Annotated in this window: 13 protein-coding genes and 1 CRISPR repeat array; of the genes, 5 read left to right on the top strand and 8 right to left on the bottom strand. The window is 62.6% G+C overall.

What is annotated here, in order from left to right:
- Positions 1-7: 7 nt before the first annotated feature.
- The 4 genes from HMPREF3148_RS06740 to hemW are packed head-to-tail and all read right to left on the bottom strand — an operon-like array spanning position 8 to position 4,133.
- A complete protein-coding gene (locus HMPREF3148_RS06740; protein ID WP_049151751.1) occupies positions 8-730 on the bottom strand; it encodes a 16S rRNA (uracil(1498)-N(3))-methyltransferase in 723 nt (240 codons plus the stop codon).
- Complete coding sequence (gene dnaJ / locus HMPREF3148_RS06735) at positions 730-1,875, bottom strand: molecular chaperone DnaJ (protein ID WP_049151750.1); 1,146 nt, start codon at positions 1,873-1,875, stop codon at positions 730-732. Before dnaJ ends, HMPREF3148_RS06740 begins: the two co-directional genes overlap by 1 nt.
- A gap of 51 nt (positions 1,876-1,926) precedes the next feature.
- Positions 1,927-2,955: a heat-inducible transcriptional repressor HrcA gene (gene hrcA, locus HMPREF3148_RS06730; RefSeq protein WP_049151749.1), complete on the bottom strand. Its 1,029-nt coding sequence runs from the start codon at positions 2,953-2,955 to the stop codon at positions 1,927-1,929.
- Positions 2,956-2,999: 44 nt separating this feature from the next.
- Positions 3,000-4,133, bottom strand: coding sequence for a radical SAM family heme chaperone HemW (gene hemW / locus HMPREF3148_RS06725; RefSeq protein ID WP_049151748.1), 1,134 nt, complete (start codon positions 4,131-4,133; stop codon positions 3,000-3,002).
- 152 nt (positions 4,134-4,285) lie between these two features.
- Between hemW and HMPREF3148_RS06720 the strand changes: the two genes are divergently transcribed.
- From HMPREF3148_RS06720 to HMPREF3148_RS06710, 3 genes are all read left to right on the top strand, one after another.
- Positions 4,286-5,674, top strand: coding sequence for a hemolysin family protein (locus tag HMPREF3148_RS06720; RefSeq protein ID WP_049147719.1), 1,389 nt, complete (start codon positions 4,286-4,288; stop codon positions 5,672-5,674).
- Complete coding sequence (locus HMPREF3148_RS06715; protein WP_005528417.1) at positions 5,674-6,732, top strand: CNNM domain-containing protein; 1,059 nt, start codon at positions 5,674-5,676, stop codon at positions 6,730-6,732. The genes HMPREF3148_RS06720 and HMPREF3148_RS06715 overlap by 1 nt, the downstream gene beginning before the upstream one ends.
- 121 nt (positions 6,733-6,853) lie before the next feature.
- The gene (locus tag HMPREF3148_RS06710; RefSeq protein ID WP_070508915.1) at positions 6,854-7,699 is read left to right on the top strand and encodes a DUF559 domain-containing protein; all 846 of its coding nucleotides are present in this window, start codon (positions 6,854-6,856) and stop codon (positions 7,697-7,699) included.
- Positions 7,700-7,804: 105 nt separating this feature from the next.
- On the opposite strand, the gene HMPREF3148_RS06705 is transcribed toward HMPREF3148_RS06710, so the two are convergent.
- Positions 7,805-8,491 (bottom strand): hypothetical protein, encoded by a 687-nt coding sequence (locus HMPREF3148_RS06705; RefSeq protein WP_005528395.1) that lies wholly within the window; start codon positions 8,489-8,491, stop codon positions 7,805-7,807.
- 154 nt (positions 8,492-8,645) lie between these two features.
- A complete protein-coding gene (locus HMPREF3148_RS06700) occupies positions 8,646-10,487 on the bottom strand; it encodes an AMP-dependent synthetase/ligase (RefSeq protein WP_049151747.1) in 1,842 nt (613 codons plus the stop codon).
- A 91-nt stretch (positions 10,488-10,578) separates the two neighbouring features.
- Here HMPREF3148_RS06700 and malQ point away from each other — a divergent pair, with 91 nt between their 5' ends.
- Entirely contained in the window at positions 10,579-12,693 is a 2,115-nt protein-coding gene (malQ, locus tag HMPREF3148_RS06695; RefSeq protein ID WP_188093132.1) for a 4-alpha-glucanotransferase, read from the top strand.
- Here malQ and HMPREF3148_RS13690 read toward each other — a convergent pair.
- The gene (locus HMPREF3148_RS13690; protein WP_005528392.1) at positions 12,686-12,862 is read right to left on the bottom strand and encodes a hypothetical protein; all 177 of its coding nucleotides are present in this window, start codon (positions 12,860-12,862) and stop codon (positions 12,686-12,688) included. The two genes, malQ and HMPREF3148_RS13690, sit on opposite strands and share 8 nt — an antisense overlap.
- A gap of 11 nt (positions 12,863-12,873) precedes the next feature.
- Positions 12,874-13,086: a hypothetical protein gene (locus HMPREF3148_RS06690; RefSeq protein ID WP_049063068.1), complete on the bottom strand. Its 213-nt coding sequence runs from the start codon at positions 13,084-13,086 to the stop codon at positions 12,874-12,876.
- Between the two features lie 45 nt (positions 13,087-13,131).
- On the opposite strand from HMPREF3148_RS06690, the gene HMPREF3148_RS06685 reads away from it, so the two are divergent.
- Positions 13,132-14,397, top strand: a complete 1,266-nt coding sequence (locus HMPREF3148_RS06685) for a carboxylesterase family protein (protein WP_049151745.1) — start codon at positions 13,132-13,134, stop codon at positions 14,395-14,397.
- 629 nt (positions 14,398-15,026) lie between these two features.
- Positions 15,027-16,335: direct repeats of the CRISPR family, unit length 28 nt; unit sequence GGCTCATCCCCGCTTACGCGGGGCGGAC.
- Positions 16,336-16,340: the final 5 nt, after the last annotated feature.

Below are 16,340 nucleotides of genomic sequence, written 5' to 3'. Positions count from 1 at the left end.
TCACAGGCTACCAGCGGTCAGTGCGGGTGCCGATTGCAGCAAGGGCCACCATGGCTGCCGACGCCGTGCGCAAGACCTCAGGACCAAGCTTGATGGACTGTGCGCCGAGGCGCTCCAGCTCCTCCGCACCGATGCCACCTTCTGGGCCGACGAGCAGGTAGACCGTGCCCTCCAGCGGGACGTCCTTGATGGAGGCGGTGGCCTCCTCGTGCAGCACGTAGGCGGTTTGGCCGGCGATGAGCTGCGCGACCTGCGGCGTGGTAAGCGGTCCAGAGACCGCCGGGATGCGGTCGCGCCGGGACTGTTTCGCGGCAGCAATCGCTGCCGCCTCCCACTTGGCCAAGGCCTTGGGTGCCTTTTTGGCATCCCACTTGGCCACGCAGCGATCGGCTCGCCACGCGATGATTTCGTCGGCGCCGGCCTGGGTGGCCAAGTCCACGGCGAGCTCGGAGCGCTCAGACTTCGGGATGGCCTGCACCACTACCACGCGGGGGTTGGGCTCGGGCGCAAAAGTCACGGCGTCGACAAGCGCGGCCAAATGATCCTTGCCCGAAATGGACTGGATGGTGGCCAGGGCGGCGGTGCCCGTGCCGTCGATGAGCTTGAGCCGCTCCCCTACGCTAAGGCGCTTGACCGTCACCGCGTGGCGGCCCTCGGGACCTTCGAGCCCCACCGGCTCGCCCACGCGGGCCTGCGAAAGATCGGGGTGGATAAAGACCGGCAGCGACATTAGCGGCGGAACCTATCGCGGATGCGGGAGAAGAAGGATTCTTCCTGGCCGTCGCCGGACTCACGCACGCGGGCGCCCTCGTCGCGGGAATCGCGGACCTTCTCGAGCAGCTCGCGGGTCTTCTTGTCGAGCTCCTTCGGAACCACGACATCAACGTGGGCAAACAGGTTGCCAAAGCCATCGGTGCGCAGGCGCGGCATGCCTTTGCCCTCGACCTTGATGGACTCGCCCGGCTGGGTGCCCGGCTCGATGTCGATGTTGAGCTCCTCGCCATCTAGCTGATCGATGGTGAAGTTGGTGCCCAGCGCTGCGTCCACCATGGGCACGCGCACCGTCAAGTGCAGGTCGTCGGCGTTGCGCTCGAAGACTGCGTGCGGCTTGGTGGAGACCTCCACGTACAGGTCGCCAGCAGGGCCGCCGCCGTGGCCGACCTCGCCTTGAGAGGCCATGCGGATGCGCATGCCGTCGCCGATGCCAGCCGGGATGTTCACGGTGAGATCGCGGCGCTTCTTCACGCGGCCGTCGCCGCCACAGTGATTGCAGGGGTCGGTGATGACCTCACCGAAGCCCTGGCACTGCGGGCACGGACGGGTGGTCATGACGTTGCCCAGGAAGCTGCGCTGCATCTCCTGGATTTCACCTATGCCGCCACACCCCTGGCAGGTAACTGGCTTGGCCTTGGAAGCAGAGCCGGTGCCCTCGCAGCGATCGCAGATCACAGCGGTGTCCACGGTGACCTGCTTCTTCAGGCCGGAGAACGCCTCCTCCAGGGTGATGGTGGTGCGCAGCAATGCGTCGTTGCCCGGCTGCACGCGGGAACGCGGGCCACGCGAGCCGCCGGCCGCGCCGCCGAAGAACTCAGCGAAGATATCGCCAAGACCGCCGCCACCGAAGCCACCGCCAAAGCCTGCTCCACCGCCGCGTTCCTCCATGGGGTCACCGCCCATGTCCACGATTTGGCGCTTTTGTGGGTCGAGGAGCACTTCCTGCGCGAGGGAGGCCTCGCGGAACTTCTCGGCAGCTTCGTCATCTCCCGGGTTGACGTCTGGGTGGTACTTGCGCGCAAGTTTGCGATACGCCTTCTTGATTTCGGCGTCGGAAGCGGATTTTTCTACACCAAGGATTCCGTAATAATCACGAGCCACTTAACAAAAGTCCTTCTAAATATAGAGTCACGGGAAAGTATCCGTGCCAGCTTACTCGCCGGCCAAAACTTCGCTTACATAGCGTGCAACAGCAGAGACCTTGGAGATTGTTCCCGAGTAGTCCATATACGTGGGCCCCACCACGCCAAGGCCGCCGAGTGTTTCACGTCCAGCTCCGTACGCAGTCGCGACCACGGAGGCCTGCCGCAGCTGATCCTCTTCGTTTTCCTCGCCAATCACCACAGAGACGTTGCCCAGGTCCGGCACGCGGGCCAAAAGTTTCAACACCACGACCTGCTCTTCAAGGGCCTCGATGAGTGAGGGCAGCCCCTCCGGGAAATCGCGCGCTATCCGCGTGAGATTAGAGGTACCCGCCAGAATCAGGCGGTCGGAGGGACGCTCCACCAGTGTTTCGATAAGAGTCGTGGCCGCATTGAGCACGTGCGGGCGGATATCCGGCGGGGAGTTCTCGACGAGGTCGGCCAGCTCTACGGAGGCGTCGGTAAGCGTCTTGCCCTCCAGCGCTTTATTGAGAGACTCCCGCAGACGCGCGGTCTGCATTAGGTCGATGATGCTGTCGAGCTCGACGTTGCGCTGATCGACGCGCCCGTTATCCGTGATGAGCACCAACAACAGGCGCACTGGGGAAAGCGCCACGACCTCGCAGTGCTTCACGCGCGAAACCTTGAGGTTGGGCATCTGCACCACCGCTGCCTGCTTGGTCACCTGCGCCAGCAGCTGCACGCTGCGGCGCAGGACGTCCTCCAAGTCGACGCCGCCTTCCAAGAAGGTCAGCATGGCGCGGCGCTCGGAAGCAGACAAGGGTTTTACGTCATGCAACGAATCGACGAACTGGCGGTAGCCCTTCTGCGTGGGCACGCGCCCGGAGCTGGTGTGCTCATGAGCAATCAGCCCCTCCGATTCCAACACCGCCATATCGTTGCGGATGGTGGCAGAGGAAACGCCCAGCTGATAACGCTCCAGCAGGGATTTGGACCCCACGGGTTCCTGGGAGGCAATATAGTCCGCCACAATGGCGCGCAGTACCTCGCGGCGGCGAGCATCAGTGGAATTGGACATGCGTCCTATGTTACCTACCTTCACTGTGGCCTATAAGGTGGCCTTTAAGCTTCCTCGGCAACCAACAAGTCGGTGATGATGCCGTCTGCCAACAGGCGCCCGGGCTTGGTCAAGCACAGCCGGTCGCCGGCGCGCTGCAGCAACCCACGGCAGATGTAGTCCGCGATGACCGGCTCCGCGCCGCTGCCCAGCCAGCCAGCCGGGATTCCCTCGCGCAGGCGCAGGCCGAGCATGACCTTCTCCATGTGCCGCTCGGCGTCGGTTAGCGTCTCGCGTTCCTTCACCGGCAGCTCGCCGCGACCCAGCATCTCGTTGTAGCGGCGGGGCAGCTTCACGTTGTAGAAGCGCTCGTTGCCCAGGTGCGAGTGAGCGCCAGGCCCCGCCCCCCACCAGTTGCCGTCCACCCAGTAGATGCGGTTGTGCTGGCACTCCCCGCCGGGCTTGGCCCAGTTGGAGACCTCGTACCACTCGAAGCCTTCCGCTTCGAGCGTCGCAGAGACGGCCTCATAGCGTCTTGCAAGCACGTCCTCGTCGGGGGCAGGCAGCAGGCCCTTGTTGACCTTGCGCGCCATGCGGGTGCCATCTTCCACGATGAGCGAGTAGGCGCTGACGTGATCCACGCCGGTCTCCAGCACGCGATCCAGGGTCAGGCGCACGTCGTCGTCGGTTTCGGTGGGCGTGCCATAAATCATGTCGAGGTTGACGTGCTCAAAACCTGCGGCGCGGGCCTCGCGGGCGGCGTCGAAAGCCCGGCCCGGGGTATGCGCACGCTCAAGCACTCGCAGCACGCTATCCGACGCCGATTGCATCCCCAACGACACCCTCGTAAAGCCCGATTCCAGCAGGCCCTCGAAGTACTCGGGGCTCGTAGACTCTGGATTGGACTCCGTGGTCACCTCGGCTCCAGGCGCCAAGCCAAAGGTCTCCTTGACGCGGCCTAGGATGCGGCCGAGCCCCTGCGCTCCCAGCATGCTTGGGGTGCCGCCGCCGATGAACACGGTCTCGGCCGGCCTGCCTACTTGTTGCGCGGCCATCCCCAGCTCGCGCTCCAAGGCGTCGAGGTACTCCTCGGTCAGGTCGCCACCCAATTCGCCTGGCGTATAGGTATTGAAATCGCAATAACCGCAGCGTGAGGAGCAGAATGGGACATGGATATAAAGGCCAAAGGGAGCGGTCATGTCCTAAAGCCTAGCGCGGCAGGGAACTAATTAGACCACCGCGCCGTTTAAGCATGTAGTCTATTCAGCAGTTTCTCACAAATAGAAAGGCACCTTCAGTGGAACCTCCGAGTCGATGTCCCCGCCTTAAAGATTGGCAGGCGGGGTAGGCCATGTTGCAAGCAATCCTTTTAATCCTTGCGGGATTTGTGGTCATTGGCCTGATTATCGTCGCGAATGCGTACTTCGTTGCGCAGGAATTTTCATTCATGTCCGTGGACCGCACGCAGTTGCGATCGAAGGCCGCTGAGGGGGATAAAACCGCAGCTAGAGCGCTGCACATCACCCAACGCACGTCCTTCATGCTCTCCGGCGCGCAGCTGGGTATCACCATCACCGGCCTATTGATCGGTTACGTGGCAGAACCCCTTGTGGGCCGTGGTTTGGGCGAGCTGCTTGGCGACGCCGGCGTTCCCGTCGCCGTCTCCGTCACCATCGGTACGGTGGCCGCACTGTTTATCTCCACCATTGCCACAATGCTCTTTGCGGAGCTCTTCCCCAAAAACTACACCATCGCAGCACCGATGAAGACCGCCCTGTGGCTGTCCACCTCCACCATGTGGTACCTGCGCATTTTCGGCTGGCTCATCCACTTTTTCGAGTACTCCTCGAATGCCATTCTGAAGCTTTTCGGCATCGAGCCGGTAGCGGACGTTGACTCATCTGCCACCACCGATGACCTCGAATCCATCGTGGATGCTTCCCACGAGGCCGGCGAGCTGGACGAGGCCACCTACTTGGTCCTCGACCGCCTGCTGGACTTCCCAGAACACGACGTGGGACACGCGATGATTCCGCGCTCCCGCGTTGACGTCATCGATCCGGAGACCACCATTGGCGAAGTCCGCGAGATGATGTCCGTGAACCACACCCGCTACCCCATCATCGACGACGAGCACAACCCCATCGGCGTGGTCCACCTCTTCGACGTATTGGGCACGCAGCTTCCCGACGCCACCGCAGCCACCGCGGTCATGCAGGAACCCGTTGTGGTTCCGGAGCTCATGCCGCTTCCCGACGTCGTGAACGAACTACGCGACGCCAGCGAAAAGCTCGCCTGCGTCATCGACGAATATGGCGGCTTTGTGGGCATCGTGACCATGGAGGACCTCGCGGAAGAAATCCTGGGCGACGTTACCGACGAGCACGACCTAGAAGAGACCGAGGAAATCACCGAGCAGGATGACTCCCACTGGTTGGTCGACGGCGATACGCCAATCGACGAGATCGAGCGCGCCATTGGCCACGACCTGCCGGAAGGCGACTTCGAGACCGTGGCCGGCCTGCTGATTTCCCACTCCGGCGCGCTGCCTGAGGAGGGCGAGGAGTACACGATTGAGCTCGAGGCGGAGCCGGATGACTGGGTAGAGCGCGACGACGCCCCAGTGCGAAAGCTGCACATGCGCGTCGAGGAGATTGACCGCCACGTGCCGTCGACCTTAGCGCTGGAGCTGATTGAGGAATACCCCGACGGACACGAGCCGGAAGAGGAGAAAGCATAATGACTGATACCTGGTGGTTTAATGTCAGCGTCACGCTGCTCATCATCGCGGCCTCAGCCTTCTTCGTCATTATCGAATTCTCCTTGATGGGTGCGCGCCGCAACCGCTTGGAGGAAACCGCTGAGTCTTCCCGCGCCTCGCGTGCGGGCCTGCGCTCGCTCAACGAGCTGACCATCATGTTGGCCGGCGCCCAGCTGGGTATTACGGCCGCAACCTTCGTGTTGGGTGCTGTGACCAAGCCGTGGGTTCACCACCTTCTGATGCACCCGTTGGAGGCTGTCGGCCTGCCGCTGGGCGTGGCCGACGTGGTCTCCTTCATCTTGGCCCTGTTCGTGGTCACCTTCCTCCACTTGGTCATCGGCGAGATGGCCCCGAAGTCCTGGGCTATTACCCACCCAGAGACGGCCCTGCAGCTCATTGCTGTGCCAGCCCGCGGCTTCATTTGGCTCTTCCGCCCGCTGCTGAAGTGGATCAACTCCATGGCAAACAAGATGGTCATCTGGGCTGGCGAAGAGCCCGTCGACCGCGCTGGCGCCGCCGGCTACGACGCCGAGACCCTGCGCCACTTGGTGGAGCACTCCCGCGAGACCGGCACGCTTGATGACGACTCCGCGAACCAAATCACCGGCGTCATCGAGCTCGAGGCCTCCACCGTGGGTGCGCTGGCCCGTGAGCTCGGCTCGCAGGTTGTCCCGCTGCCATCCGACTCCACCGTGGCCGACCTACATGACTTGGTGCGCCGCAAGTCCATCATGCGCGTGCTGGTCTTCCCTAAGGATTCCCGCGTCCCGCGCATCGTGCACGTCCGCGATACCTTGCTAGCCGAACCCGAAACCCCAGTCCTCGAGTTCTCCCGCCCGGCGCTCACCGTGTCCTCGACGCTGACCGTCCAGAAGACGCTGGACCACATGCGCGCTCGCAACGAGCAGCTCGTGGCCGTGGGCAAGGCTGACAAGGACAAGGCAATGTGGATCCTGACCTGGGACGACATCATGGGTCAGCTGTGGCCACAGATTACCGAGCAGCTCGACCAGGTGGCTCCGGGCCCGCAGGTCTAACGCTTGGCCCCGCAAATACCCAGATCTGAAAGCCGCCTTTTGTTGACGTACACAACAAGTTATCCACAGCTTTAGAAACTGGGTCTAGCGCCAGCACCACAACGCGCGCGAAGCTAAGCCCATGACGCTTTTAGAAACACTTCACCGCACCAAGCCTCACGTCCACGAAGAAGTCAAGACCGGCTCACTCCTACAGCTAGCACCCCGCATGGCCGTCGACCGCGACGCCTACCTCGCCCTCAGCGCCTGCGAACGCAAGCGCCTCGAGTGCATCGCCGTCGCGCGCAGCTCCTATTCCGCAGTCCTCATTAGTAAGTCCGCCGCCCGCCTCCACGACCTCTGGCTCTTGCCCACCGACTCCGCCAAGGAGCCCGTCGAACTCGCGCTGCCCGGGCGCAGTTTGCCCCGCCACAACCGCAATGCTCCTGGCCGCCACTACCGCAAGACCACAGTGGGAACGCCACTTAGCATTGACGGCGCGCGGGTGGTCACGATGGAACGCGCGGTCGTTGACGTCGCTCGCTACCACGGCTTCCACCCCGGCCTGATCGCAGCAGATTCAGCCCTGCGCATGGGCACCACGAAGCAAGCGCTGCGCGACGCCCTAGCGAGCCTCGGCCGCGTGCATGGCGCAGCAGTCGTACGCCGCGTCATCGACGCCGCCAGCAGCCTGCCCCGCTCCCCCTATGAATCATCTGCCCGCGCTCTTGTCCTTGACGCAGGCTTTGCCGCAGTTCCACGCACGCACGTGGCCCCAGGAATCGAGGCGGAACTGCTCGTCGAGGGCAAGATCATCATTGAGGTCGCACACCACGGCGTCTTCCAGCGACGCGCCCAGCGCACGGAGTATCTGCGCGCACTGGGTTTCCGGGTGCTGCAGTTTACGCCGGAGCAACTGCTGGCCGAGCCGGAGTCTTTGCTCAAAGCGCTGCGTATGGTGCTGCGTGCGAAAGCTCAGGTCGCCTAAAGGAAGGAGAAAAGACAAACACCGCCGAAAGAGGGATTCGGCGGTGTTGCTGTCTCCTTGTGTGTTGGCAACAAGGAAGTCTATTTCTGGCACTGTCTACGCGGCCTACGCGGTGGTCGCAGCCTGGCGGGCGGCCTCACGCTTGGCACGCACGCGGGCGACTACCGCGTTGATGCGAGCACGCTCCTCGAGGAAAGGCGGCGAGTTGCGGCCGCGCATCGTACGGACATAAGCCGGGTGGGCCTCCACAACCGTGTGGCGCCAAGCCTGAACCGCGATGAGCGCGGACTGGCCGGCACGCTTGTAGAGGTGCGGCAGGGAGACCATGTCGAGGTTGCGGGCCACTGCGTCGGTTTGATCGAGCACGTAGTCCACTAGCTCGCGCAGATAAGCCGCCACGGCTTCGGTGCGGCCGCGCAGGGTGGCTGCCAGTTCAGAGACCACGATGGTCGGAGAATCGATGGAGAACTGCGCGTCGAGGCTGCGCGCGGTGAGCTGCTCTGGCTCGGCGATGTCGTTGTTGCCGGAAGCGGCAGCGGAAATGGTGCCGGAGCGGACTCCGGAGACCAGCGCGTGGCGCAGCCCGATGAGCTCACCTACGCAGCGGCCGGAATCGACGCGGGCGTCCTCGACGATGTCGCCGAGTTCTGCCAAACAGTCGAGTGCAAGTTCATCGTCCCAGTCCTCAATCGCTTCGATGAGGTGCTCGATGTACTCAACTACTTCGTCGCCGATGTTGTAAATCTCTTGGGTCAGCTCGCGGTGACGTAGTTCGGCGGCGATTTTGTGCATGCCGGTCCTTTCCGCAAACTAACCTCTAGTTGAGGTTGAGACTTTCTGTAACGAGTGCTGACTTTATTCCAGATCCTGTGAAGGATCTGCGCGACACTCCGAAGAAATTCACAGGCGTGATTTTTGCGGGACCGGCAAGCGGTAGGAACCTCAACTATTTCTCGCTGGAGTAGATCTGGTCAATGGCAGCCGCATAACGCTGCGCCACCACGTAACGCTTGACCTTCATGGTCGGGGTCAGCTCGTTGTCTTCCTCAGTCAGGTCAGACTCCAAGATGAAGAACTTCTTGATGGCCTCCGCATGAGAAACGGTGGTGTTGACCTGGTTGATGGCGTCCTGAATCTCGGCGCGCAGGGTGGCGTCGGTAGCCACTTCCTTCATCGTGCGGTTGGCCGGGATGTTGTGCTCAGCCTTCCACCGCTTCAACGCGTCCTCGTCCAGGGTCAGCAGCACGCCAATGAACGGCTTGCCGTCACCGACCACCATTGCTTGGGAAATAAGCGGGTGCGCACGCAGCATGTCTTCCATTGGGCCAGGCGAGACGTTCTTGCCGCCCGCGGTCACAATGAGGTCTTTCTTGCGGCCCGTAATCACCACGTGGCCAGAGTCCATGATTTCGCCCAAGTCACCGGTGTTGTACCAGCCGTCCTCGAGAGACTCTGCGGTGGCCTCCGGATTGTTCCAGTAGCCCTTGAACACGATGTCACCCTTGATGAGGATTTCGCCGTCATCATTGACGCGAATGGTGGTGCCCTCCAGCGGTGGGCCAACGGTGCCGATCTTTTGGTTTTCAAAGTCCACGGCTGCCGCCGCGGCAACCTCGGTTAGGCCGTAGCCCTCATAAATCGTCACGCCGATTCCACGGAACCAGTGCAGCAGGTCATGGCTCATCGCCGAACCACCGGTGATGCAGTACTTCACCTCGCCGCCCATCGCTTCACGGATGGTGGAGTACACCAGTCGGTCAAAGAGCTTGTGCTTTGCACGCAGCACGCGGTCTGGCCCCTCCGCTGTGTCCAACGCACGCGAGTACTCGATGGCCACTTTCTCCGACTCGCGGAAGATGGCCCCCTTGACGGCTCCGCCATCTTTAGCCTTGGCAGCGGCTCCGTTGCGCACCTTTTCAAACACGCGCGGCACGCCCAGGATGAGGTTAGGGCGGGAGCGCTGGAACTCGATGGTGATGGTGCTGAAATCAGACCAGTGATTCTGCGAAGCACCGCTCATGGCAACGGCCAGGGATACTGCACGTGCCAGCACGTGGGCCAGCGGCAGGAAGGTCAACACGTGGTTGCCCGGAACCGCAATGCCGCCAATCGGGTTGGTCAGCAGACCCAAGGTCTCAGCCAGCCAGTTGCGGTGGGTCAGCATGCAGCCCTTCGGGCGGCCGGTGGTACCGGATGTATAAACCAGCGAGGCAAGGTCGTCGGTCTTGGTGGCAGCAATGCGCGCATCGACGACGTCGTTAGAAAGCTCGCGGCCCTCAAACATCAAGGTGTCGATGGCCGAGGAGTTGATCTCCAGGATGCGGCGCAGCTGCGAAGGTGAATTCTTCAGCGCCGGCTTGCCGTCATCCTGCAGCTTCAGGTGCGCCACCAGCTCGGAGTGCTCGCGAGACTCGGTGATGGCCAGGACAGCGCCGGAGTCCTCCACGATCCACTGGATCTGGGACAGTGAAGAAGATGGGTAGATGGGCACCGAAGCTGCGCCGGCAGCCCAGATAGCGAAATCCAGCAGGGACCACTCGTAACGGGTGCTCGACAGCAAGACCACGCGATCGCCCTGCTCCACGCCGGCAGCGATAAGGCCCTTTGCCACTGCGTAGACCTCTTCGACGAACTGCTTGGCAGTAACGTTAACCCACTCATAGCTGGCCGGGCGGGTAAACATCACGCCATGTGGGCGCGCCTTCGCCGTGGCCATCATGCGGGTCAGACAGGTTTCGCCGTCTTCGATTTCAAACTTCGCAGGAGTGTGCGCTTCTTGCAGTGTCACGGGTGTCCTTTCGCACAGCTAGGTAATTCCAGCCCACTCTACCAATCGATCCCCGGGCACGCGGTGTTAAGCCATGGCAGAATGTGGCGTTGTGACTACCCGTGAACTGCTCGAAGAACTAGCTCAGCGCCATGGCGTTGCCAGCTCGTATTCCTCCCAATCCGGCTACCCTATCCATGTAACGGATGAAACTATTGCCTATACCCTGCGCGCTTTGGGCGTCAGCGTAGAGGACCGCGCCGACGAGTCTCGCCTGACTTCACTGCTCTACGAGGACTACCTCGAGCGCTCCTCCCGCCCGCTACCCCCGTGCGTGGTGAGCAAGCAGGGCGTCGAGAAGCAGTTCGACGTCCACGTGCATGCCGGCCAACCGGTGGATATCCACATTGAGCTCGAAGAGGGTGGCACGCGCGATGTCTACCAAGACCCCAACGACGCGCCAACTGCCAACGTCGCCGGTATCCACTGGGGCGAGGCCACCTTCCACATCCCTGGTGATCTGCCGCTGGGCTTCCACGAGATCCACATGTCCTCCCCGGAGATCGGGTCCTACTCTTGCCCGCTCATCATCACCCCGGCGCGACTGACCACCGCGGACCCCTACCTGGACAAGCCGGCAGCCGGCGTCATGGCGCAACTGTATTCGGTGCGCTCGGCGCAGTCCTGGGGAATCGGTGACTTCCACGACCTGGGCAGCCTCGCGGAGACCTTGGCACCGTATTCCGACTTCCTGCTCATCAACCCTCTGCATGCCGCAGAGCCACTGCCGCCAGTGGAGGATTCGCCGTACCTGCCCACCACCCGCCGCTTCATCAATCCGCTCTACCTCCACATCGAGGACATCCCGGAGCTGTCGCAGCTAGACCCGGTCCTGCAGGACGACGTCCGCGAGCTCGCCGCCGAGTTCCGCGAGCGCAACCGCAGCGCCGACGAAATCGAGCGCGACACAATTTTCGAGGCCAAGCTGCAGGTACTCAAGGAGCTCTTCTCCCTCAACTTCACCCCGCAGCGCCAAAACGAGTTCGCGGAGTACCAGCGCAGCGAGGGCGAGGGCTTAAGCGCTTTCGCTCTATGGTGCGCGGAGCAGGAGTTGGCGCGCCGCACCGGCCAGCGCCATGCCATCGAGGAAGAAGCCGGCGACCTTGCCCAGTTCTACGCTTGGCTGCAGTTCCTGTGCGACGAGCAGCTGGCCGCCGCGCAGCGCCGCGCCAAGGAGGCGGGAATGCGCATCGGCTTGGTCACCGACCTTGCCGTGGGCGTGCACCCTGGCGGCGCGGATGCCATCAACCTCGCTGAGTACCTCGCGCCGCAGAGCTCCGTGGGCGCTCCCCCGGATGACTACAACCAGCAGGGCCAAGACTGGTCCCAGCCGCCGTGGCACCCGGTGCGCTTGGCGGAGTCTGGCTACCGCCCGTGGCGCGAGATGCTGCAGACCATCCTGCGTCACTCCGGTGGCGTGCGCGTGGACCACATCTTGGGCTTGTTCCGCCTGTTCTGGATTCCGCGTATGACCTCGCCGCTCAACGGCACCTACGTCTATTACGACCATGAGGCCATGCTCGGTGTTCTCGCCCTCGAGGCAGAACGTGCCGGCGCGGTGCTCGTGGGCGAGGACCTAGGCACGCTGGAGCCATGGGTACAGGATGCGCTGGCTGAGACCGGTGTGCTGGGCACCTCCATCGTGTGGTTCGAGCGCTCCGAGGACAACGAGTCTCCGCTTCCGCAGCAGGAGTACCGCCGCCTAGCGCTTTCCTCTGTGGGCACGCACGATCTTCCGCCGACCTTGGCTTACCTGCGCGGCGATCACATTTCGCTGCGCGCTCGCTTGGGCATGCTCACCCGCTCTGTGGCGGAGGAAGAAGCCGACGACCGAGAGTGGCAGGCCCGCGTGTTGGACCAGGTGGCGGCGGCCGGTCTCCTGCCGCAGCGCGACTTCCGCACGGCAGAGCGCAGCGACCGCGGCAGTGAGGCGGATCTGGTGGTGGCTTTGCACAAGTACGTCGCGGGAACCCCCTCCGCGCTGACGTGCACGAGCCTGGTGGACATGGTGGGTGACGTGCGCGCGCAGAACCAGCCAGGCACCACGAAGGACCTCTACCCTAACTGGTGCATTCCGCTTTGCGACGCCGCCGGGACCCCCATCCTCATCGAGGACCTAGCGGGCAACGAGCTGTTCCAGCGCGTGGCTGAGGCCAGCGCTAGGTAAACAAACCGATAAGCGCCACCACGACGACGAGCGCGATCATCGCCCACAGGGTCAGACTCACGCGTGACTTGGGCAGGGCGCGCTTGCGCGGGGCAGCAGGGACGGTGCGTTCTGGGTCCCAGAGCCCTTCGCGCGGATCGTCGTGCCGCGGTTGTTCTGGCGTTGACATGATTTACTACCTTAGCGCGTGGAGTCGGTTTTCTGGATTTCGGACCCCGTTGCGGCCCCACGGAAGCGGGGGCGGCCCACGAAATCGATGACGAACATCAGGCACCACGCCGCGATGGCCAGAAGCGGAACGGCGATGACGATGAGCACGGACATCTGCACCCACACGGGCGCTTGCACCATGGCTTGCGAGAGCACGCCAGTAAGATTTGTCCACCATTCCATAAGGCGAGATTCTAGCCCAGTTCGCTGCCCGGTAGTCTGACGGGTATGTCTAGCACGCCAGTTCATGTCTCCTGCCCCGCCGGCACCATCACCGGCTACACCGAGGGCGACGTCAACTATTTCCACTCCGTGGATTACTCCCTCATCCCGGGCGATTTTGAGAACGCAGTAAAGCTCAACGCAGCCCGCGACCAGGACGCACGCACGCCGCGTCCCGACGCCGTGGCGCTGACAATCACCGCGCCCCAGCAGGCCACTGACGCGCCGGTGTTGGTCTACATCCACGGCGGCCGCTACGAGAACGGCACCCATGAGGATCCCCGCGCGGAGGGCACCGCCAATGCGCGCGCCGGCATCATCCAGGTCCAGGTCGGCTACCGCGTGGGCCTGCAGGGCTTCGCACAGTTCCACGACGATGAGTCCTTCCGCTTCCGCGGCATCGACGATTGCCAGCTGGCGCTGGAGTGGATTCAGAGCAATATCGAGTCCTTCGGCGGCGACCCCACAAACGTCACCGTCATCGGCCAGTCCGCCGGCGCCACCACCGCCCTGTGGCTGATGCGCCGCGACCACTACAAGGGTGCTTTCCGCCGCGTGGTGGCGCTGTCGCCCGCGTTTCCTCTTGAGTCCAATGAAAAGCGGAGGGCCAGCCTGCGCCGCGCACTCGGTGTTCCTGTCACAAGAGAATCCTTGGCAGCGCTGCCGCAAGACAAACTGGCGGACGGCTATTCCAAATTCCGTAAAAAACACAATCTTGGTATGGCGTTGGGGCCGGCACCTTTCGATGCCACTGAGATGGTCGACATTCCCCTAGTGGTTGGCTCGACCCGCGACGAGTTCTATGGCATTCCCGTTGCACAAAAAATCGACTCCAGCCCACTACGTGGCCTTGCATTACGCCAGATGGCACCTAAATTTGGTTTCCCACCCAACTCGTTGGGTCCGTGGCGCCAGATCGCAAGCTACATCGACAAAGAACGTCCCTTGGGACGCATGATTGGTGATGCCAACATTCGCCGCTGGGTGGCACAAGCAGCTGACGACGCCCCCGGGCCGACCTGGATGATCGAGTTTACCTGCAGTGGTCGCCCTGCTTTGCACTGCGAAGAATTACGTTTCATCTTCGGCGTCCGCGACGGCGAGTCTGCGCGCACGCTCAACTCGTGGCTCCACAACTTTGTGCGCACTGGACACACGGGATTCCCCGAGTACCGCCCTGACCACGCTATCTGGGAATACAACCTTGATAGCGGGAACGAGCGCGTAGCGCATGGCAGCTTGGATTACGTCGGGGCTGCTTTTTCCGGCTAAGCCTTCTTACTACTCATTTGAGTGTTACCGAAGCGCCGGCAGCGCTTGGGAACCTTGCCTGTTTACGCAGCTACGGCGGCCAAGTAGCGCTGCCGCAATGAACAAAAAGTCGCAGCAGAAGTTTCTTCCCCTGGCGGTTAAAAGTTGGGACGGCTCAAACTTTCAAGGCAGATAAATACATTTACTAAAACCACACTGAGCATCCGACCGCTAATCCTCACAACCCCGCCTCGCGCAGCGCTCGGTGACTCAATTCAAGATCTAGAGCAATGATCTTCCACTGGCCCAGTAGCAACATGGACGTCATCAATGTATGCGAAGATAACCAATGTCGCTTCGACGCTGTATAGGGTTTCACTCCAGCACCATGTTGCATTTCTTCCAACAGACTCGAGTACGTCCAGGTCATCCGCTTCCTCTGCGAAAAAGCGTAAATGAGGATTGCTCGCATCTTGTGATGAGGATGTAGGGACCGTGTGGTCCGATTTTGAAAACTACGTTCCGCAGAAAACACTCTTCCAAATCCGCGGAAAACTGTGGGGCAAACGGGTATTTCTTAACAGAAAAATCTTATCCCCACGTTTCACAGGTCAGACTTTCTTTCTGTACCTTCCACAGCAGAATGGAAGCGCTCATCCCCGCTTACGCGGGGCGGACGCTGGCCGATATTGAAATGAGGGACTGCTATGGGGCTCATCCCCGCTTACGCGGGGCGGACGATTGGTGAGGAAGTCCACTAGGGCGGTGTATGGGCTCATCCCCGCTTACGCGGGGCGGACCGTCATGGTAGGCGAGGTGAGCGACATTGTGCGGGCTCATCCCCGCTTACGCGGGGCGGACTGCCCTCTGGCGCGTTCTCGAAGTCCTTAAGGGGGCTCATCCCCGCTTACGCGGGGCGGACCTCCTGCTACCCACTGCCACATTTGAGGGTGGGGGCTCATCCCCGCTTACGCGGGGCGGACCACGTGTGCTGGGGTCTGCATGGGTTGATGGCGGGCTCATCCCCGCTTACGCGGGGCGGACACGTGGATAAGGCGGTGGCTGATGGCAGCAAAAGGCTCATCCCCGCTTACGCGGGGCGGACTCATTTTCTTTTCCTTTCTTAGGGGCTTTCCCCGGCTCATCCCCGCTTACGCGGGGCGGACGGCCCTGCCTTCATCGTCGGTGATGATGTCGAAGGCTCATCCCCGCTTACGCGGGGCGGACCGCCTTCCTATTACAAGGAGGATGGGACTGAACGGCTCATCCCCGCTTACGCGGGGCGGACCCCAATGGCTGCTGTGATGCCACGTGAACGTGGGGCTCATCCCCGCTTACGCGGGGCGGACTCGGGTCTGACTGTGGGGGCGGTTCAGTCTGGGGGCTCATCCCCGCTTACGCGGGGCGGACCGAACCTAGTTAAACGCCCTGCTCAACAGCCCGGGCTCATCCCCGCTTACGCGGGGCGGACCATTGTGGGTGTTCCTTTCTGTGGTGGTTGGGGGGGCTCATCCCCGCTTACGCGGGGCGGACAGGCCAAGCCGTCCAGATTGGAGCGCCTTCCTAGGCTCATCCCCGCTTACGCGGGGCGGACTGCGTGGAATTGGGCTGCGTAGCGGGCGTCCCGGGCTCATCCCCGCTTACGCGGGGCGGACACGCCTTGAAGCCCACACGCGAGCCACCAAGTGGGCTCATCCCCGCTTACGCGGGGCGGACGTGGTTCCCCGGCGTCGATCTGGAGATGATGCGGGCTCATCCCCGCTTACGCGGGGCGGACCGGGTATCCCCACTTATTTAGCCAGAATGGAAGGCTCATCCCCGCTTACGCGGGGCGGACTGCAATAAGGCGGTATAGGGCGGTTTATGGCGGGGCTCATCCCCGCTTACGCGGGGCGGACAGCTCATAGCCATCAATGTGGCCCCGGTATAAGGGCTCATCCCCGCTTACGCGGGGCGGACTGCAG

Origin of the sequence: Corynebacterium sp. HMSC05D08, assembly GCF_001807215.1 — a bacterium.
Lineage (GTDB): Bacteria > Actinomycetota > Actinomycetes > Mycobacteriales > Mycobacteriaceae > Corynebacterium > Corynebacterium striatum.
The sequence above is the reverse complement of the archived record's forward strand: the minus strand, read 5'-3'. Positions and strand labels throughout refer to the sequence as shown.